Origin of the sequence: Mycoplana sp. MJR14, from assembly GCF_029210525.1 — a bacterium.
Classification (GTDB): Bacteria; Pseudomonadota; Alphaproteobacteria; order Rhizobiales; family Rhizobiaceae; genus Mycoplana.
Map to the genome: position 1 here is coordinate 173981 of NZ_JARGEO010000003.1, position 16967 is coordinate 190947.

Consider the following 16967-nt stretch of genomic DNA (forward strand, 5'->3'; position numbering starts at 1 on the left):
CATTCGGGGAGGCGCTGCGTTCAGCCTCGTTGCGCGTGCGGCGTTGAAAGAAACGGCATTCCAATTTAAACAACATAAAAACCATATATTTGCTGTATTTTTTATGCAGACCACCTACGCTCGCCGCCAGTTCCAACCGTGACCGATCGGTCGCGACAGCGACGAGTAGAAGAGCATGACGCAAATCGAGAATGCCTGGGGCGCCGGCCCCGACGACGGATATGAGGCGCTGGCGGAACCGTTTCGCCCGATCTTCGCGGACATCGCAGCAAAGGCCACCGATCGTGACCTGCAGCGCGACCTCCCGCACGAGGCGATCCGCCGCCTGAAGGCGGCCGGTTTCGGCGCCGTGCGCCTGCCGGTGGCGGCGGGTGGCAAGGGGGCGAGCCTGCCGCAGTTTTTCAATCTGCTGATCGAGCTTTCCGCCGCCGATTCCAACGTCACGCAGGCCCTGCGCGCCCATTTCGGCTTCACCGAGGATATCCTGAACACCAAGGATGCGGAGCGCCGCGCCCGCTGGTTCGCCCGCATCGCGGGCGGGGAGACGGCCGGCAGCGCCTGGAGCGAGATCGGGGCCGGGGCGACACTCGACCGCTTCTCCACCCATGTCGCGGAGAAGGACGGGACGCTCGTTCTCAACGGCGCGAAGTACTACACGACCGGCTCGCTCTTCGCCGACTGGATCGATGTCGGCGCGTCCAATGCGGCCGGCGAGGGCATATCGGTCGCCGTGCGCCGCGAGGCTGCCGGCGTCGAGGTCGTCGACGACTGGGACGGTTTCGGCCAGACGCTGACGGCGAGCGGCACCACGACCTTCCGCGATGTCGTGGTCGAGCCGCAGGACATCGTCGTCGACGAGGAGCGCTTCAAATACGGCGCCGCCTTCTACCAGCTCGTGCATCTCGCCACGCTCGCGGGCATTGGCCGGGCGATCACCGCCGACGTCGCCAGGGCCGTGGCGGAACGTCGCCGCACCTACACCCACGCCGCCGCGGCGCGCTCCAGCGAGGATCCGCAGGTCCTGCAGGTGGTGGGGCGCGTCCGCGCTGCCGCCTATGCCGCGGGGGCGATCACCCTTCAGGCGGCACGCAGTCTGGAGCGCGCCTTCGCGGCGCATTTCGTCGACGACGCGGTGGCGGAGGAAAAGGCGAATGCCATCGCCGAACTCGAGGCCGCACAGGCCCAGACGGTCGTCTCCGATCTCATCCTCGAGGCTTCGACGCTGCTTTTCGACGCGCTCGGCGCTTCGGCGACGAAGAAGCCCGCCGGCCTCGACCGCCACTGGCGCAACGCCCGCACGCTCGCCTCGCACAATCCGCGCATCTACAAGCACCGCATCATCGGCGACTTCGCCGTCAACGGCACGCCGCCACCCTATCAGTGGCGCATCGGCGCCAGCGCCGGCTGACGACCGCAGTAAGGCAAGGCTTGCTCCCCGGAACGGCGATTCGCGGGCGCCGTCCGCCGGGCGTCGTGGCTGACGGGCTGGCGGAAAGCGAGGCGGACGGTTTCAACCTCGCCCGCACCGCCGCGCCGGACGGCTGCCACAATTTCATTGCGCATACGGGGACGGTCGCTCCAAGGCCGCCCATGGCGGCAGCCTGCGCCGCGCCTCTCCGGCCCGGGCGACCGGCTTCCTGTGCGGCGAGCGGCGATTGACCTTACCCGGTGTATTCGATGATCGACAGACCGGCATTGTAGTCGGTGGCGTAGACGAGGCCGCTTGCGTCGACGAAGACGTCAGCGGACTGGATCACCCTCGCCCGTCCCGGTCGCCTGTCGGTCATCGTGCGGGGAGGGGCGGGGACCAGGGCCGCGGTTTCCTGTGGCCGGTAGGGATCGGAGATATCGAAGGCGCGGATGCCGGCATTCTGCCAGGTCGCGAAGATCAGCGTGTCGGAAACGAAGGCGCCCGGCCGGTTCTCGTGCAGGTTATGCGGGCCGAAATGGCCGCCCTTCCGCGCGTAGTCGATCTCGCCGGGGGTCGGGAAGGTCGAGATGCTGATCGGATTGCCCGGCTCGCGGATGTCGAAGACCCAGGTGTGCTTGCGGCCGTCCTCCTCATGGTCGAGCACCGCCTCGTCGGCGACGACGAGCAGGCCGCGCCCGACCAGCGGCAGCGGCGAATGCGTGCCGCCGCCATAGGGCGGGCACCAGTTGTGGTGCTTGATCAGTTTCGGATCGGCATGGTCCCTGACGTCGAGCAGGGTCAACCCGCCGTCGCGCCAGCAGGCATAGGCCGTATCGCCGTGGACGAGGGCGTGATGCAGGCCGTAGCGGCGGCCTTCCGGCGCCGTCGAGATTTCCCCGGCCGCCTTGTTCATGCCCGGCAGCCACCAGCGACCGACCAGTTCTGGCTTCGTCGGATCGGTCATGTCGATGGTGACGAAGATGTAGTCGCTGAAGCCGTCGAGCAGCGCCGAGGCGTAGGCATGGCGGCCGCCGACGTACCAGAGGCGGTGGAAGCCTATGCCGTCGACGTCGAGCTGGCCGATCTTCCGCGGCCTGTCCGGCGTCGAGATGTCGTAGACCGTCATGCCCGCCGTCCACGCCCGTTTGGCCGACGCGCCGCCGATCGTCTCTCCGACCGGCCTGGTGTAGTAGGCCTTCTCGTCGGCAAAGGTCTCGACGCCGGCGAACAGGTCCAGGGCGTTGATCACCAGCAGGAGGTCGTCATGCGTCTGGAGATGGATGTTCCAGGTGTTCGGCGGCGCCGGCACATAGGTGACATCGCCCGGCCTCCTCGGATCGCGCACGTCGACGATGGAAAAGCCCTGCGACCAGGGATGGCCGACATAGGCGAAGCCGCGATGGACCATCAGTTGCAGTCCGTCGCCGCGGCCGCCGATGTCGGAATGACCGACCAGTTTCATGTTACGGGCGAAATCGGGGGGCGGAAGGCTCATGGTGCCACTTCCTGGGGAGGAACGGGACGCCGCAAAGCGTCCGTCGTGAAGATAGTCGGCAACTTGCCCGGCGCGCGCTCATTTCACGACCTAAGGCGGAGGCGAGGGGTGGTTGCCCGAGACTGGGGTGCTCGCGAGCGCCTGCGGAGAGAAGCGGCGCCCCACCCGCTCGTCAGGCGAAATCCGAGGCGTTCAGGGGCGTGAAGGCGCCATAGCGGCCGTTGCTGTAGACGAGCGACCGGCCGTCGCCGATCGTCACCTCGACGACACGGCCGAGGATGATGCCGTGGCTGTGGCGCTCGATGATCTCCTCGACAACGCAATCGATGGATGCGAGGGCGCCGTGGAGCACGGGAGCGCCGCTGAGCCGCGTCAGCCAGTTCGCCCCCTCGTAGCGCGCCTCGCCCTTCGTTCCGCCGATGCCGGCGAAGCGGTTTGCGATCGCCTGGTGCTCATGGCCGAGGATATTGACGCAGAAGTGGCCGTAGCGGCTGATGACGGGGAAGGTCGAGGAACTGCGGTTGATGTTGACGATCATCGTCGGCGGCTCCATCGACAGGGCCGTTGCCGATGTGACCGTCGCCCCCGTCCGGTCGGTGCCTGCGCCGGCCGTGATCACCGAGACGGCGCCGGACACCGTCCTCATGGCGGACTTCAGCAGCGCGGGATCGACGATGGCGCGCGGGCCTTCGGCATTGTCGCGCTCGTTGCGCGTCAGGCTGACCATGTTCATTCGCGACCTCTTCTCTTGCCGCCCCGTGGGAGCATTTCGCGGCCAGAATGCAAATGGTTGCTTCTATTGTCAATAAAATTTATGGATTTAATATCATTGGGAGTCGCTCCCTTGCCACTGCAGCATTCGGCGCCGCGAGCGCCAGATGCGCTCGTAGAACGGAAACGATAGGCTATGATCGCGTGTGGAACCGTAGAGTTTAGGAAAATGATTGCGACGCCGGTCATTCGTTCCGTGGCAATCGTGGGCGGCGGCTTTGCCGGCGCCGCGGCGGCCTATCATCTCGCCGGCCGGTTGCCGCACGGTACGGCCAGAATCACCGTCTACGAACCACGCGCCTTCCTGGGAGGCGGGCTTGCCTACGACACCGAGGAACCCGTGCACCGCATCAACGTACCGGCCGTTCGGATGACGTTGCTGCCGGGCGACGACGAACATTTCCTGCGCTGGCTCGCAGACAGCGGCGCGCTGGCGGACGATCCGGCGGCCACGACGGCGGACGGCCATGTGTTCGCACGCCGTTCGGCCTTCGGCCGCTACGTGGCCGCCCAGCTCGAGCCGCTCTTGGCGAGTGGCGTGGTGGAGCATCGCAAGGCGCGCGTGCGCGCCATTGCACCGGCCGGCGACGGGCGCTGGCGTGTGGAAGCCGAGGGCTGCTCGCCGCTCCTTGCGGACGTCGTGATCGTCGCCACGACCCATCCGAGCCCGCAGGCGCCTGCAGCGCTCGCGCGGGCCCTGGAAGGACACCCGCGCTATGTCCCGGACGCCACCGTTCCCGGGGCCCTGTTCCCGATCCGTTCCGGTGATCGGGTGATGATCATAGGCGCGGGCCTGACGGCCGCGGATGTGATTGCCGTGCTGGACGCCGCAGGGCACCGGGGCGCGATTGCCGCGGTGTCCCGCCGCGGACTGCGCTCGCGCGGTCATCATCTTCCGCCACAGGAGCCGTTCGGCGAGTTCGTCACGAGCCCGGCCCGTTCGGCCCGGTCGCTGCTGAGGCGCGTGCGCCGGGCGGTGGCGGAGGCGGCAGCCGTGGGGGTGAGCTGGCACGCGGTCTTTGACCGTCTGAGGACGCAGGGGAGCGACATCTGGCGGGCGTTGCCCGTCACAGAACAGCGGCGGCTCGTGCGTTTCCTGCGTCCCTATTGGGACGTGCACCGCTTCCGGATCGCGCCGCAGGTGGAAGCCGTCATCGAGCACAGGCTCGCAGCGGGCACGTTGACGGTCGATGCCGCCGCGATCGTCGGCGTCGAGCGCCAGGAAGCCGGAGAAATCGCCGTCCGCCTCCGCCAGCGCCGGGACGGGAAGACGGTCGAGAAGCGCTGCGACGCCGTCGTGGTCACCACCGGGCCGGGGCACAGCGGGGTCCTGCGAAGCCAGCCGTTCCTGGCCGGGCTCGCCGCGGCGGGCGTGCTGCAGCTCGACATGGTCGGGCTCGGCATCGCTGTCGACGATAGCAGCCGACCGCTCGCCGCCGACGGCAGGCCGGCTGAGGCGCTCTACATCGCGGGCCCCTTGGCCCGTGGCACGTTCGGCGAACTGATGGGCCTGCCGCAGGTCACCGAACACGCAATCTTCGTGGCGGAGCAGGTTGCGCGCGACCTGATGCGCGCGGACGGAATGGCGACCTCGTCGCGGTGAGCGGCAGGAGCGCCAGGCCGGGCCTGGCTTGCCTGACTGGCCTGCCAACCCTTCAAAGCGTTCCATAATGTATATTATGCGAGATATTGGTCTAGCCGGGGTGAGGTCCAGTTTCAAATGCAGCGAAGGCGATATTCCCCATGATTCCGGGAGGATGAAATGGCCGCCTGCAGTGGCACATGGACGAACAGCGCCTCCCCCCGGCGCTCCGTCCGGAGCTAGTCCAGCGTCCGTACGAGCTTGACGAGCCAGTCGACGAAGACGCGCACCTTGTTGCTGAGGTGTCGTGTCTGCGGATAGACGACGTAGAGCGGCAGCGGCTCGCAGGTCCAGTCCGTCAGCACCGGCACCAGGCGGCCGTCGGCGAGCGCTTCGCGGGCCATGAACAGCGGCGCCTGCGCGATGCCGAAGCCCGACATGATGGCGGTCATGTAGGTGCGGGCGTCGTTGGCGGAGACGAGGTAGCGGGGCACGATCTCGGTGGTCTCGCCGTTCCTCGCGAACTCCATCGGCAGGATCCGCCCGGCCTGGGCCTGGAGGTAGCCGACGGCGAAATGGTCGCGCGTCAGGTCTTCCGGTTCGGACGGCAGGCCATGCTTCTCGATATAGAGCGGGGCCGCACAGGTGATCATCCGCATCTCCGACACCTTGCGGGCGACCAGCGACTGGTCGCTGGGCGTTCCGCCGCGCAAGGCGCAGTCGACGTTCTCGGCGATGTAGTCGACCAGGCGGTCGCCGACGCCGAGGTCGATATGGATCTGCGGATAGCGCGTGTGGAAATCGCACAGGGCCGGAACGACCAGGAGGTCGGCAAAGGCGCCCGCCATCTCGACGCGCAGGCGGCCGGACGGCTGGGCCTGCGAATTGGTGAGCGAGCCGTCGAGCTCGTCGATCTCCGACAGGATCTGCGTCGCCCGTTCATAATAGAGCGCGCCGTCGGTGGTCACCATGACCCGCCGCGTGGTACGGTTCAGAAGCGTGGTGCGCAGATGCGCCTCCAATCCCTGAATGAGATTGGTGACGGTGGTCTTGGGCATGTTGAGAGCGGTGGCGGCGCGCGAGAAATTGCCCGTCTCCACCACTCGAACGAAGACCCGCATCGCCGAAAGCTGGTCCAATTCCGTCGTCCTTCTCGCTGCAATGCACTATTATTCGAAATTTGGAACAGTGATGCCCAAAATCCCGCCCTTATCCAAGGGGGATGGAATAATAATATAAGAATTAAGTTGAGCAGGCACCCTTCCCTTCCGGAAGCAGGTTGTATGCGAAAGGCCAGAGCGATGAAAAGCGAATGGCGGGAGATGGAAGTCGACGGTGCGGCGGACCGCTATATGCCGATCCGCATCTACGACAGCGCCACCCGCGGAAAGACACCGCCGCTTGTGCTGTATTTCAGCGGCGGCGCCTTTCTCGACAGAGATAGGAACGGTGAGAGCCCGATTGCAAGGGCGTTTGCCAATTCGGGGGCGGTCGTCGTCGAGGCGGACTACGCCAAGCCCTCGGAGAACGTCTTTCCGAAGGCGCTGGAATTCGCCTTCTCCGCGTTGCGCTGCCTGAGCGGCAAGCGCAAGCAGTTCGGCAGCCAGCGTTCGCTGCTGCTGGTCGCCGGCGAAGAGGCGGGCGGCAATCTGGCGGCGGGCGTGGCGCTGAAGGCGCGCGACCAGATGCCGGACGAGATCGACGGCCAGATCCTGCTGTCGCCTCTGATCGACCCGCTGATGGCCACGGCCTCCTTCCGCGAAGCCGAAGGGGCCGGGATGCGGGAACGGTGGACGGAAGGCTGGAACCACTATCTCGGTTCCGGCGGGGGGTATTGCCACCCCTATGCCGCGCCGGGACATTGTTCGCGTCTGTCAGGAGTGGCTCCCGCACTCATCCTGACGTCCGCGGATGACCCGTTGCGGGACGAGGCCGCCGACTACGCTGCACGCCTGGCGGCGGCCGGCGTGACCGTGAAGAGCCGGGTGCTCCCGGCCTGCCGGGGCTGGACGCAGATATATGGTGCGGACCGGACGGAGGGTTGTGCGCCCCCGGACGAACTCCGCAGGGAATTTGAGGACTTTATCGGGGAACTGCAAAACAGGGCCTCCTGATTTTGAGAGAACAGATCGGTCCCATCTAGGACCGCAAGGAGATAGCAATGTCGTCGAACAAGAGACGCTGGGCCCTGTGGGGCGCCGGCCTGGGAATCTTCGCGTCCGTTTCCGGCGCAGCCCTGCACCTGGATTTCACCCCGGACGCGCATGCGACGTCCGAGGCCGCAGCGCCGGCTCCGGCCGTGCCGGTCACCGTCGTCGCCGTTCAACCGCGCAGCGTGACGACCTGGCAGGAGTTTTCCGGCAGGCTCGAGGCGGTCGACAGGGTAGAGGTTCGCTCCCGCGTCGCCGGTGCGATCCAGTCCGCGCATTTCCGCGAGGGCGCGCTGGTCAAGGCCGGCGACCTCCTGGTGAAGATCGATCCGGCGCCCTTCGAAGCGGCGGTCGCCCAGGCCGAAGGCCTCGTCGCCTCGGCCCGCGCCAAGCTCGATCTCGCCGATACCGAACTCGAGCGCGGCCGCAAGCTGGTCGTAAAGAACACGATCTCCGACAGCGACTTCGCCCAGCGCCAGAGCCTTCGCAGCGAGGCGCTGGCGAACCTGCAGGCGGCCGAGGCGGCGCTGACCACGGCACGCCTCGATCTCGGCTACACCGAGATCCGCGCGCCGATCTCCGGACGCGTCGGCAAGCTGGAGATCACCGCCGGCAATCTCGTCGCCGCGGGGTCGGCCTCCCCTGCCCTGACGACGCTGGTGTCCTCCGGGCCGATCTATGCGAGCTTCAACGCCAATGAGGAGCTGGTGGCGCGCGCGCTCGCCGAGCTTCCCGCAGCCGCCAACGGGCTCGCCGCGATCGACCAGATCCCGGTCGAGATCGGCACGCTCGGCGACGAGGGCACGCCGCTCGTCGGCAAGCTCCAGCTCATCGACAACGAGGTGGATGCGCAAAGCGGCACGATCCGCGTCCGCGCCGTCTTCGACAATCCCGGCGACCGGCTCATTCCCGGCCAGTTCGTCCGCATCCGCCTCGGCGAGCCGAAGGCCGAGGAACGGCTGATGGTCAGCGAACGCGCGGTCGGCACCGACCAGGACAAGAAGTTCGTCTTCGTCGTCGACAGCGGCAACACCGTCAACTACCGCCAGGTGCAGCTCGGCGCCTCGGTCGAGGGCATGCGCATCGTCGAGAAGGGCCTTTCGCCCGGCGACCGGATCATCGTCAACGGGTTGCAGCGCGTGCGCGCCGGCGTCGTCGTCGATCCGCAGACGGAAGTGGCCGCGGCCCAGTAACACTCACGACCGGCGGGTCGCGCCCGCCGGATTTTCCGATCGTTCAACTCTGCCTGCGGCCGCCGGCCGCAAGCCGGGGACTTTGCGTCCCCCGTTCAGCCCTTTGGAGAGGGTACCGCCATGAATATCTCACGGTTCTTCGTCGACCGCCCGGTCTTTGCGGGCGTCTTGTCGCTGTTGATCGTCATCGCCGGCCTGATCGGCATGCGCTCGCTGCCGATCTCGGAATATCCCGAAGTCGTCCCCCCGTCCGTCGTCGTCCGGGCCCAGTATCCCGGCGCCAATCCCAAGGTCATCGCCGAGACGGTGGCAACCCCGCTCGAGGAGCAGATCAACGGCGTCGAGGACATGCTCTACATGTCGAGCCAGGCGACCGCCGACGGCGTCATGACGCTGACGGTCACGTTCGCGCTCGGCACCGATCCCGACAAGGCCCAGCAGCTGGTGCAGAACCGCGTCTCGCAGGCCGAGCCGCGGCTGCCGGCGGAGGTGCGCGCGCTCGGCGTCACCACGGTGAAGAGCTCGCCGGACCTGATGATGGTGATCCACCTCAGCTCGCCCGACAACCGCTACGACATCACCTATCTGCGCAACTACGCCGTCCTCAACGTCAAGGACCGGCTGGCGCGCATCGATGGCGTCGGCCAGGTGCAGATCTTCGGCTCGGGCGACTATTCGATGCGCGTCTGGATCGATCCGCAGAAGGCCGCCGAGCGCGGGCTCGCGGCCAGCGACATCGTGGCGGCCATCCGCCAGCAGAACGTCCAGGCGGCGGCCGGCGTGATCGGCGCGTCCCCGAGCGTCGACGGCATCGACCTCCAGCTCTCAGTCAACGCGCAGGGACGTCTCCAGTCGCCGGAGGAATTCGGCCGCATCATCGTCAAGAGCGGCGAGAACGGCGCGATCACCCGCCTGCAGGACGTCGCCCGTGTCGAACTCGGCGCCGCCGACTACTCGCTGCGCTCGCTGCTCGACAACAAGGCGGCCGTGGCGATCCCGGTCTTCCAGGCTCCGGGTTCGAACGCGATCGAGATCTCCGATCAGGTGGCGGCGACGATGAACGAGCTGCAGGTCGCGATGCCCGAGGGCGTGCGCTACGACATCGTCTACGACACCACCCAGTTCGTGCGCGCCTCGATCGACAAGGTCGTCCACACGCTGCTCGAAGCGATCGCGCTCGTCGTGCTCGTCGTGATCCTGTTCCTGCAGACCTGGCGGGCGTCGATCATTCCCCTGCTCGCCGTGCCGGTCTCGATCATCGGCACCTTCGGCGTGATGTACGTCTTCGGCTTCTCCATCAATGCGCTCAGCCTGTTCGGACTGGTGCTGGCGATCGGTATCGTCGTCGACGACGCGATCGTGGTCGTGGAGAACGTCGAGCGCAACATAGAAAACGGGCTCTCGCCGCGTGAGGCGACCTACCGCGCCATGCGCGAAGTGTCGGGCCCGATCATCGCGATCGCGCTCGTGCTGGTCGCCGTCTTCGTGCCGCTCGCCTTCATCACGGGCCTGTCCGGCCAGTTCTACCGCCAGTTCGCGCTCACGATCGCGATCTCGACGGTGATCTCGGCGATCAACTCACTGACGCTGTCGCCGGCCCTCTCGGCGCTGCTCCTGAAGGACCATCACGCGAAGAAGGACTGGTTCACGCGGCTGATGGACCGCACGCTCGGCTGGTTCTTCCGCGGTTTCAACCGGGCGTTCGGCGCGAGCTCGAAAGCCTACGGGCGCGGGGTGGGCGCGATCCTGTCGCGCAAGAGCATCGTCATGGTGATCTACCTGCTGCTTTTGGGCGCCACCTACCAGCTGTTCCAGGCCGTTCCCGGCGGCTTCGTGCCGGCGCAGGACAAGCAGTACCTGATCGGCTTCGCCCAGCTTCCCGATGCGGCCACCCTCGACAGGACCGAGGACGTGATCGAGCGGATGAGCGAGATCACGCTCGCCCAGCCCGGTGTCGAACACGCGATCGCGTTCCCGGGGCTGTCGATCAACGGCTTCACCAACGGCTCGAACGCGGGCATCGTCTTCGTCGGTCTCGCGCCGTTCGAGGAACGCACGACGCCCGAGCTTTCCGCCGGCGCGATCGCGATGCAGCTCAACCAGAAGTTCGGGGCGATCCAGGACGCCTTCATCGCGATGTTCCCGCCCCCGCCCGTCCAGGGCCTCGGCACGACCGGCGGCTTCAAGCTGCAGATCGAGGACCGGGCCGGACTTGGCTACCAGGCATTGGACGAGGCGACCAAGGCCTTCCTCGCCAAGGCCTACCAGACGCCGGAGCTCGCGGGCCTGTTCTCGAGCTTCCAGATCAACGTGCCGCAGCTCTACGCCGACCTCGACCGCGAGAAGGCCGAGCAGCTCGGCGTCTCGGTGACCGACGTCTTCGATACGCTGCAGATCTACCTCGGCTCGCTCTACGTCAACGACTTCAACGCCTTCGGCCGCACCTACAGCGTGCGCGTCCAAGCCGACGCGAAGTTCCGCGCCCATGCCGAGGACATCGGCGCCTTGAAGGTTCGCTCCCAGTCCGGCGAGATGATCCCGCTCGCCACGCTCTTGAAGGTCGAGGCGACCACGGGGCCGGAGCGCACCACGCGCTACAACGGCTTCCTCGCCGCCGACATCAACGGCGGCCCGGCGCCGGGCTTCTCCTCCGGCCAGGCGCAGGATGCGATCGAACGAATCGCCGACGAGACGCTGCCGCCGGGAATCGGCTTCGAGTGGACCGACCTGACCTACCAGCAGATCCTGGCCGGCAATTCGGGCGTGATCGTCTTCCCGCTGGCGCTGCTGCTCGTCTATCTCGTGCTGGCGGCCCAGTATGAAAGCCTGACCCTGCCGCTTGCGATCATCCTGATCGTGCCGATGGGCCTTCTGGCGGCGCTGACCGGCGTCTGGCTCACGGGCGGAGACAACAACATCTTCACCCAGATCGGCCTGATCGTGCTGGTCGGGCTATCGGCGAAGAACGCGATCCTGATCGTCGAGTTCGCCCGCGAGCTCGAATTCGAGGGCCGTTCGCCGGTCAAGGCGGCGATCGAGGCGAGCCGGTTGCGGCTGCGGCCGATCCTGATGACGTCGGCGGCCTTCATCATGGGCGTCGTGCCGCTCGTCGTCTCGACCGGGGCGGGTGCGGAAATGCGGGCCGCGATGGGTGTCGCCGTCTTCTCCGGCATGATCGGCGTCACGCTGTTCGGCATCTTCATGACCCCGGTCTTCTATGTGCTCGTCCGCCGCCTGACCGGCGATCGGCCCCTGAAGCAATCGGGCGAATCGACCTTCGTGGCCGCACCGGCGGAATAAGCCGGATCGACATAGCGTTTTGCGAGACCTTCGACCCCGGGATGTCCTCATCCCGGGGTTTTGCGTATGGGCGGCGCCGCGCCGGTTACGGCCGGTGCGGCAGCAATCAGGCTCGGGCAAGTCAGCATCTCTAAAGCAGGGCACGGCGGTCGAACCGCCGGTTGTATTGCGGATTTTTTGATTTGAGGGCTTTGCAATTATGACGTCGATCGTTGCCTCCATGAGCATCACCCAGATCAGGTCCCTCCCGGCCTCGACCATCGCGTCCTGGACCGAGGAGGATGCGGCTGCGCTCACCGCTGCGCAGGCCGGCGCGCTGACCTCGTCGCAGGTCGCGGCCCTGTCGGCCAAGGTCGTCGCCAGCCTGAGCGCGTCGCAGATGTCCGCCCTGTCGCCGCAGGCGGTGATCGGGCTGAACCTGGATCAACTGGCGGCGCTGTCGACGGACAAGATCGCAAGCCTGACGAACTCGCAGGTCGCCGCCCTCAGCACGAGCCAGATCGTCGGTCTGTCGAGCAAGCAGGCGGAAGCGCTGACGTCGGCCCAGGTCGCAAGCCTCAGTGCGGCGCAGATCGCAGCCCTCAGCTCCAAGGATCTCGCGACCTTCTCGGAGGCCGATATCGCCGCGATCACGCCTGCGGCGCTGCGGGGGATGTCGGCCGAGGCAGTGGCCTCGCTCACCCCGGAGCAGGTCGCCGCGATGACGCCCGCGCAGATCGCCGCCCTGAAGGGCGACCAGATCGCGGCGCTGACGCCGGACCATATCGCCGTCCTCAACGCATCCCAGATCGGTGCGCTCACCGCCACGCAGGTCGCGTCCCTGTCCGGCGAGAGCCTGGCGGCATTTTCGCCCGAGCAGATCGCGGCCCTGAGCCCGAAGGCAATCGTCGGTCTCACCGTCGGCCAGGTCGCCTCGCTGAGCCTGGAGCAGACGGCGGCGCTGACGCCGACGCAGATCGCAAGCCTCAGCCTCAAGCAGGTCGGTGCCTTGAGCGCCGAGCAGCTCGGAACCTTCTCGCCGGCCGACATCAAGATGATCAGCACCAAGGCCATCGCCGGCCTGAGTGCCGCAAACGTCGCGTCGCTGAGCCTGGAGCAGGTTTCCGCCCTGGCGCCGGGCCAGATCGCGGTCATGGCCGCGAGCCAGCTGGCGGCGCTGTCGCCCGAGCAGGTTGGCGCGCTTTCGACCGCGCAGGTGGCCGCCCTCACCGCGACGCAGCTGGCAGCCCTGCCGCTCGACAGTATTGCGGCCTTGTCCGGCGAACAGATCGCGGCCCTCAGCGGCAATGCCGTTGCCGGCCTGACCCCGGCCCAGATCTCGTCGATGAGCCCCGAGCAGACCGAGGCGCTGACGAAGGCGCAGGTGGCGCGGCTCGGCGCCAGGCAGATCGCGGCCCTGACGCCGGATCAGCTGGCAACCTTCTCGCCCGACAAGATCGCCGCGATCACGCCTGTCGCGCTTTCGGGCCTGTCCGCCGACAACGTCGCCACGCTGACGGTGGACCAGGTCTCCGCCCTCACGCCGTCGCAGATCGCGTCGCTGAAGGGCGGCCAGATCGCGGCCCTGACGACGTCGCAGGTGCAGGCCATGACGACGACGCAGTTCCGCGCCCTCAGTGCCGCGCAGGTGTCGGCTTTGCCGGGCGACAGGATCGCCGCCCTGACCACCGACCAGCTGGCGGCGCTCAGCCCCCGGGCCATCGCGGGCCTGACGCCGGCGCAGATCACCGCCCTGTCTCAGGCGCAGATCGGATCCCTGACGACCACCCAGGTGGCCTACCTCAGTTCCAAGCAGATCGCCGCGTTCAGCCCGGACCAGCTCGAAGGGCTTTCGTCCGCCCAGATCGCCGCGATCGGCGCAACCGCCTTGTCGGGCCTGGGGCCCGAGGACGTGGCCGCACTGACGCTGGATCAGGTCTCGGCGCTGTCGCCCGGCCAGATCGCGGCCTTGAAGACCAACCAGATCGCCGCGCTGACGTCGGAACAGCTCGAACGCCTGTCGTCGGCGCAGATCGGTGCCCTGAGCGCGGCCCAGATCGCGGCCGTGCCCGCCGACCGGATCTCCGCCCTTTCCGACGAGCAGATTTCGGCCCTGACCACGCGCGCGGTCGCCGGCCTGACCGCGGGCCAGATCGCGGCCCTGTCGCCGGGCCAGATCGATGCGCTGTCGACGGCGCAGATCGGCGCGCTCACCTCCACCCAGCTTGCGGCGCTGAGCGCCGAGGCGCTTGCGACCTTCTCGGCCAAGGATATCGCCGCGATCAGCCCGAAGGCGCTGCCCGGACTGAGCCCCGCAAATGTCGGCTCGCTGTCGGCCGACCAGCTTGCCGCGCTGACGGCCGCCCAGGTCGCCAGCCTGAAGCCGGCCCAGGTCGCCGCCCTTTCGCCGAGCCAGGTGTCGGCCCTGACGCCCGCCCAGGTCGGCGCCCTGACCGCAGCCCAGGTCTCGGCCCTCGGCATCGATCATATCCGGGCGCTCTCCACGGAGCAGGTCTCCGCCCTGACGACCAAGGCGATCGTCGGGCTGACGGCCGCGCAGATCGCCGCGCTGTCGCCGGTGCAGGCGGAGGCCCTGACGGCCACGCAGGTGGGAAGCCTGAGCCTGGCGCAGGTGGCAGCCCTCGAGGCGGAGGATCTGGCCGCCTTCTCCGCCGCAGACATCGCCGCCATCAGTGCCAAGGCGATCGGCGGCCTGTCGGCCGCCAACATCGCCCTGCTGAGCCCGGAACAGGTGGCAGCCCTCACGCCTTCGCAGATCACGGCGCTGAAGCCCGCCCAGGTCGCGGCGTTCTCGCCCTCGCAGGTCGAGGCGCTCACGGCGACCCAGGTGCGGGCCCTCAGCGCCAGCCAGGTCGCAGCGCTGGGTGTCGAAAGCATCCAGGCCCTTTCGATCGAGCAGATTGCCGCCCTGAACGTCAAGGCGGTCGGAGGGCTGACGGCCGCCCAGGTCGCAGCCCTCGGACCGGAGCAGACGGAGGCCTTCACGGCGGCCCAGATCGGCGGGCTCACCGCGGCGCAGGTCGCAGCCCTGGAGGCGGAGGACCTTGCGACCTTCACGCCGGAGGAAATCGCGGCCATCCCGGCGGCGGCGATCTCCGGCATGACCCGCGAGAACATAGCAGCCCTCAGCCTCGACCAGATCGCCTCCTTGACGCCGAACCAGGTCGCCGCCCTGAAGGCGGACCAGGTCGGGGCCCTGACGCTCGCCCAGGTGCAGGTGCTCTCGCCGGGTCAGATCGCGGCGCTGACCGCCACCCAGGTGGCCGCGCTGCCGCCGGAGAACGTCGCGGCGCTTTCCATCGACCAGCTGGCCGCGCTGAGCACCAAGGCGATCCCCGGCCTGACGGCAAGCCAGATCGCGAGCCTGACCCCCAGCCAGGTCGACGCGTTCTCGGCCACGCAGATCGCGGCCCTGACCGCGACGCAGCTCGGCGCCATGTCGCCTGAGCAACTGGCGACGTTCTCGCCCGAAGACATCCCGGCGATCGGCACGGGCGCCGTCCCCGGGATTTCCGACGAGAATCTCGCCGGTCTCCCCGTCGAACAGATAAAGGCGCTGACCACGGCCCAGATCGCGGCCCTCAAGCCGAGCCAGATCCGTTCGCTGACATCGGCGCAGCTCGCGGCCCTGTCGGCGGCCCAGATCGGCGCCCTCAGTGCGACCCAGCTGGCGGCCCTGTCGCCGGACCGGATCGCCGATCTTACCACCACCCAGATCGCCGCGCTCAACCCGAAGGCGATCGCCGGTCTGTCCGCAGAGCAGGTGACCGCGCTGACGCCGACGCAGGTGGATGCGCTTTCGACCCCGCAGATCGGTGCGCTGACGGCAACGCAGATCGCCGCACTCAGCGCGGAGGATCTGGCGACGTTCTCGACCGCCGACCTGGCGGCGATCAGTGCGGCGGGCATCGCCGGGATGTCGGCCACACAGCTCGGCTCGCTCGGCCCGGACCAGATCGCCAGCCTGACCGCCGCGCAGATCGCGGCGCTGACGACCGAGCAGATCGGCGCCCTGTCGCCGTCTCAGGTCGGAGCCCTGACGACGACGCAGGTGCGCGCGCTGACCGCAACCCAGGTCGCCGCCCTGACGAGCGCGGGTCTCGCCGCCCTGTCGACCGGGCAGATCGCGGCGCTCGATCCGAAGGCCATTCCCGGCCTGACGGCATCGCAGATCGGCGCGCTGACCCCGTCGCAGATCGATGCGTTCACCACGAGCCAGCTCGCCGCCCTGACGGCGACGCAGGTCGCAGCGCTCGGACCGGACGATATCGCCACATTCGCGCCTGCCGACATCGCGGCCATCACCGCGGCGGCGATCACCGGCCTGTCGACCGAGAACATCGCAGCCCTCGATCATGAACAGCTGACGGCGCTGACGACGGGCCAGATCTCCAGCCTGACCTACTATCAGCTGAAGGCCCTGAGCACCGACCAGATCAGCGCGCTCACCCCCGGCCAGATCGGCGCCCTGAACCCCGTGCAGGTGGCAGCGCTCGGAACCGAGAAGATCCCGGCGCTCTCCACCGAACAGATCGCCGCACTGTCGCCCAAGGCCGTGGCCGGCCTGACCACGGCCCAGATCGCGGCTCTGAGCACGGCCCAGGCCGAGGCCCTGACGCCTGCCCAGGTCGCCGGTCTCACCGCGGAACAGATGGCGGCACTGAGCTCGGACAACCTGCGGACCTTCTCGACCGAGGACATCGCAGCGGTGAGCAAGACCGCGATCTCGGGCCTGACGGTGCTGAACATCAAGAGCCTGAGGCGCGAGCAGCTGCAGGCGATCACGCCCACGCAGATGGAAGGGCTGAGCTCGCAGCAGATCGCGGCGATCATCGCGGCCTACGAAGCCTTCTAGAGCATTTCCAGTGAAATCCAGTTCGGATTTCACGCCCGGACAATGCGTTAGAACAAGAAGCTAGGGCATTCCCGGTGAACCCGCGCTCACCGGGAATGCCCTAAGGCCTCATGGCGGGTCCGCGAAGGCGGACGGGGTTCATCGAAGACGCCGCCGGGGCAATGCCCGGCGGGCGCGCGGCCTGCAAAACATGAAGCCGCGGCAGCGACC

Annotated in this window: 9 protein-coding genes; 6 read left to right on the plus strand and 3 right to left on the minus strand. The window is 67.9% G+C overall.

Annotated features, from left to right (window positions below):
- Window positions 1-175: 175 nt before the first annotated feature.
- Window positions 176-1408, plus strand: coding sequence for an acyl-CoA dehydrogenase family protein (locus P0086_RS08840; protein WP_275784744.1), 1233 nt, complete (start codon window positions 176-178; stop codon window positions 1406-1408).
- 253 nt (window positions 1409-1661) lie between these two features.
- Here P0086_RS08840 and P0086_RS08845 read toward each other — a convergent pair whose 3' ends face one another.
- Both P0086_RS08845 and P0086_RS08850 read right to left on the minus strand, forming a co-directional pair.
- The gene (locus P0086_RS08845; protein ID WP_275784746.1) at window positions 1662-2906 is read right to left on the minus strand and encodes a hypothetical protein; all 1245 of its coding nucleotides are present in this window, start codon (window positions 2904-2906) and stop codon (window positions 1662-1664) included.
- A gap of 172 nt (window positions 2907-3078) precedes the next feature.
- A complete protein-coding gene (locus P0086_RS08850; RefSeq protein ID WP_275784748.1) occupies window positions 3079-3639 on the minus strand; it encodes a flavin reductase family protein in 561 nt (186 codons plus the stop codon).
- Between the two features lie 207 nt (window positions 3640-3846).
- Between P0086_RS08850 and P0086_RS08855 the strand changes: the two genes are divergently transcribed.
- The gene (locus P0086_RS08855; protein ID WP_275784749.1) at window positions 3847-5280 is read left to right on the plus strand and encodes an FAD-dependent oxidoreductase; all 1434 of its coding nucleotides are present in this window, start codon (window positions 3847-3849) and stop codon (window positions 5278-5280) included.
- A gap of 218 nt (window positions 5281-5498) precedes the next feature.
- Here the strand turns inward: P0086_RS08855 and P0086_RS08860 are convergent, their stop codons facing one another.
- A complete protein-coding gene (locus tag P0086_RS08860; RefSeq protein WP_148187681.1) occupies window positions 5499-6398 on the minus strand; it encodes a LysR family transcriptional regulator in 900 nt (299 codons plus the stop codon).
- A gap of 162 nt (window positions 6399-6560) precedes the next feature.
- On the opposite strand from P0086_RS08860, the gene P0086_RS08865 reads away from it, so the two are divergent.
- The 4 genes from P0086_RS08865 to P0086_RS08880 all read left to right on the plus strand — a co-directional run bounded on the left by P0086_RS08865 (window position 6561) and on the right by P0086_RS08880 (window position 16757).
- Window positions 6561-7373 (plus strand): alpha/beta hydrolase, encoded by an 813-nt coding sequence (locus P0086_RS08865; protein ID WP_275784752.1) that lies wholly within the window; start codon window positions 6561-6563, stop codon window positions 7371-7373.
- Window positions 7374-7420: 47 nt separating this feature from the next.
- Window positions 7421-8602 (plus strand): efflux RND transporter periplasmic adaptor subunit, encoded by a 1182-nt coding sequence (locus P0086_RS08870; RefSeq protein ID WP_112600555.1) that lies wholly within the window; start codon window positions 7421-7423, stop codon window positions 8600-8602.
- A 120-nt stretch (window positions 8603-8722) separates the two neighbouring features.
- Window positions 8723-11902: a multidrug efflux RND transporter permease subunit gene (locus P0086_RS08875; RefSeq protein ID WP_275784754.1), complete on the plus strand. Its 3180-nt coding sequence runs from the start codon at window positions 8723-8725 to the stop codon at window positions 11900-11902.
- A gap of 199 nt (window positions 11903-12101) precedes the next feature.
- Window positions 12102-16757, plus strand: coding sequence for a hypothetical protein (locus tag P0086_RS08880; RefSeq protein ID WP_275784756.1), 4656 nt, complete (start codon window positions 12102-12104; stop codon window positions 16755-16757).
- The last annotated feature ends 210 nt before the right edge of the window (window positions 16758-16967 follow it).

Coding starts and splice junctions, on each gene's coding strand:
- P0086_RS08840 (WP_275784744.1), top strand. CDS start 176: ATGACGCAAATCGAGAATGCCTGGGGCGCCGGCCCCGACGACGGATAT.
- P0086_RS08845 (WP_275784746.1), bottom strand. CDS start 2,906: ATGAGCCTTCCGCCCCCCGATTTCGCCCGTAACATGAAACTGGTCGGT.
- P0086_RS08850 (WP_275784748.1), bottom strand. CDS start 3,639: ATGAACATGGTCAGCCTGACGCGCAACGAGCGCGACAATGCCGAAGGC.
- P0086_RS08855 (WP_275784749.1), top strand. CDS start 3,847: ATGATTGCGACGCCGGTCATTCGTTCCGTGGCAATCGTGGGCGGCGGC.
- P0086_RS08865 (WP_275784752.1), top strand. CDS start 6,561: ATGAAAAGCGAATGGCGGGAGATGGAAGTCGACGGTGCGGCGGACCGC.
- P0086_RS08870 (WP_112600555.1), top strand. CDS start 7,421: ATGTCGTCGAACAAGAGACGCTGGGCCCTGTGGGGCGCCGGCCTGGGA.
- P0086_RS08875 (WP_275784754.1), top strand. CDS start 8,723: ATGAATATCTCACGGTTCTTCGTCGACCGCCCGGTCTTTGCGGGCGTC.
- P0086_RS08880 (WP_275784756.1), top strand. CDS start 12,102: ATGACGTCGATCGTTGCCTCCATGAGCATCACCCAGATCAGGTCCCTC.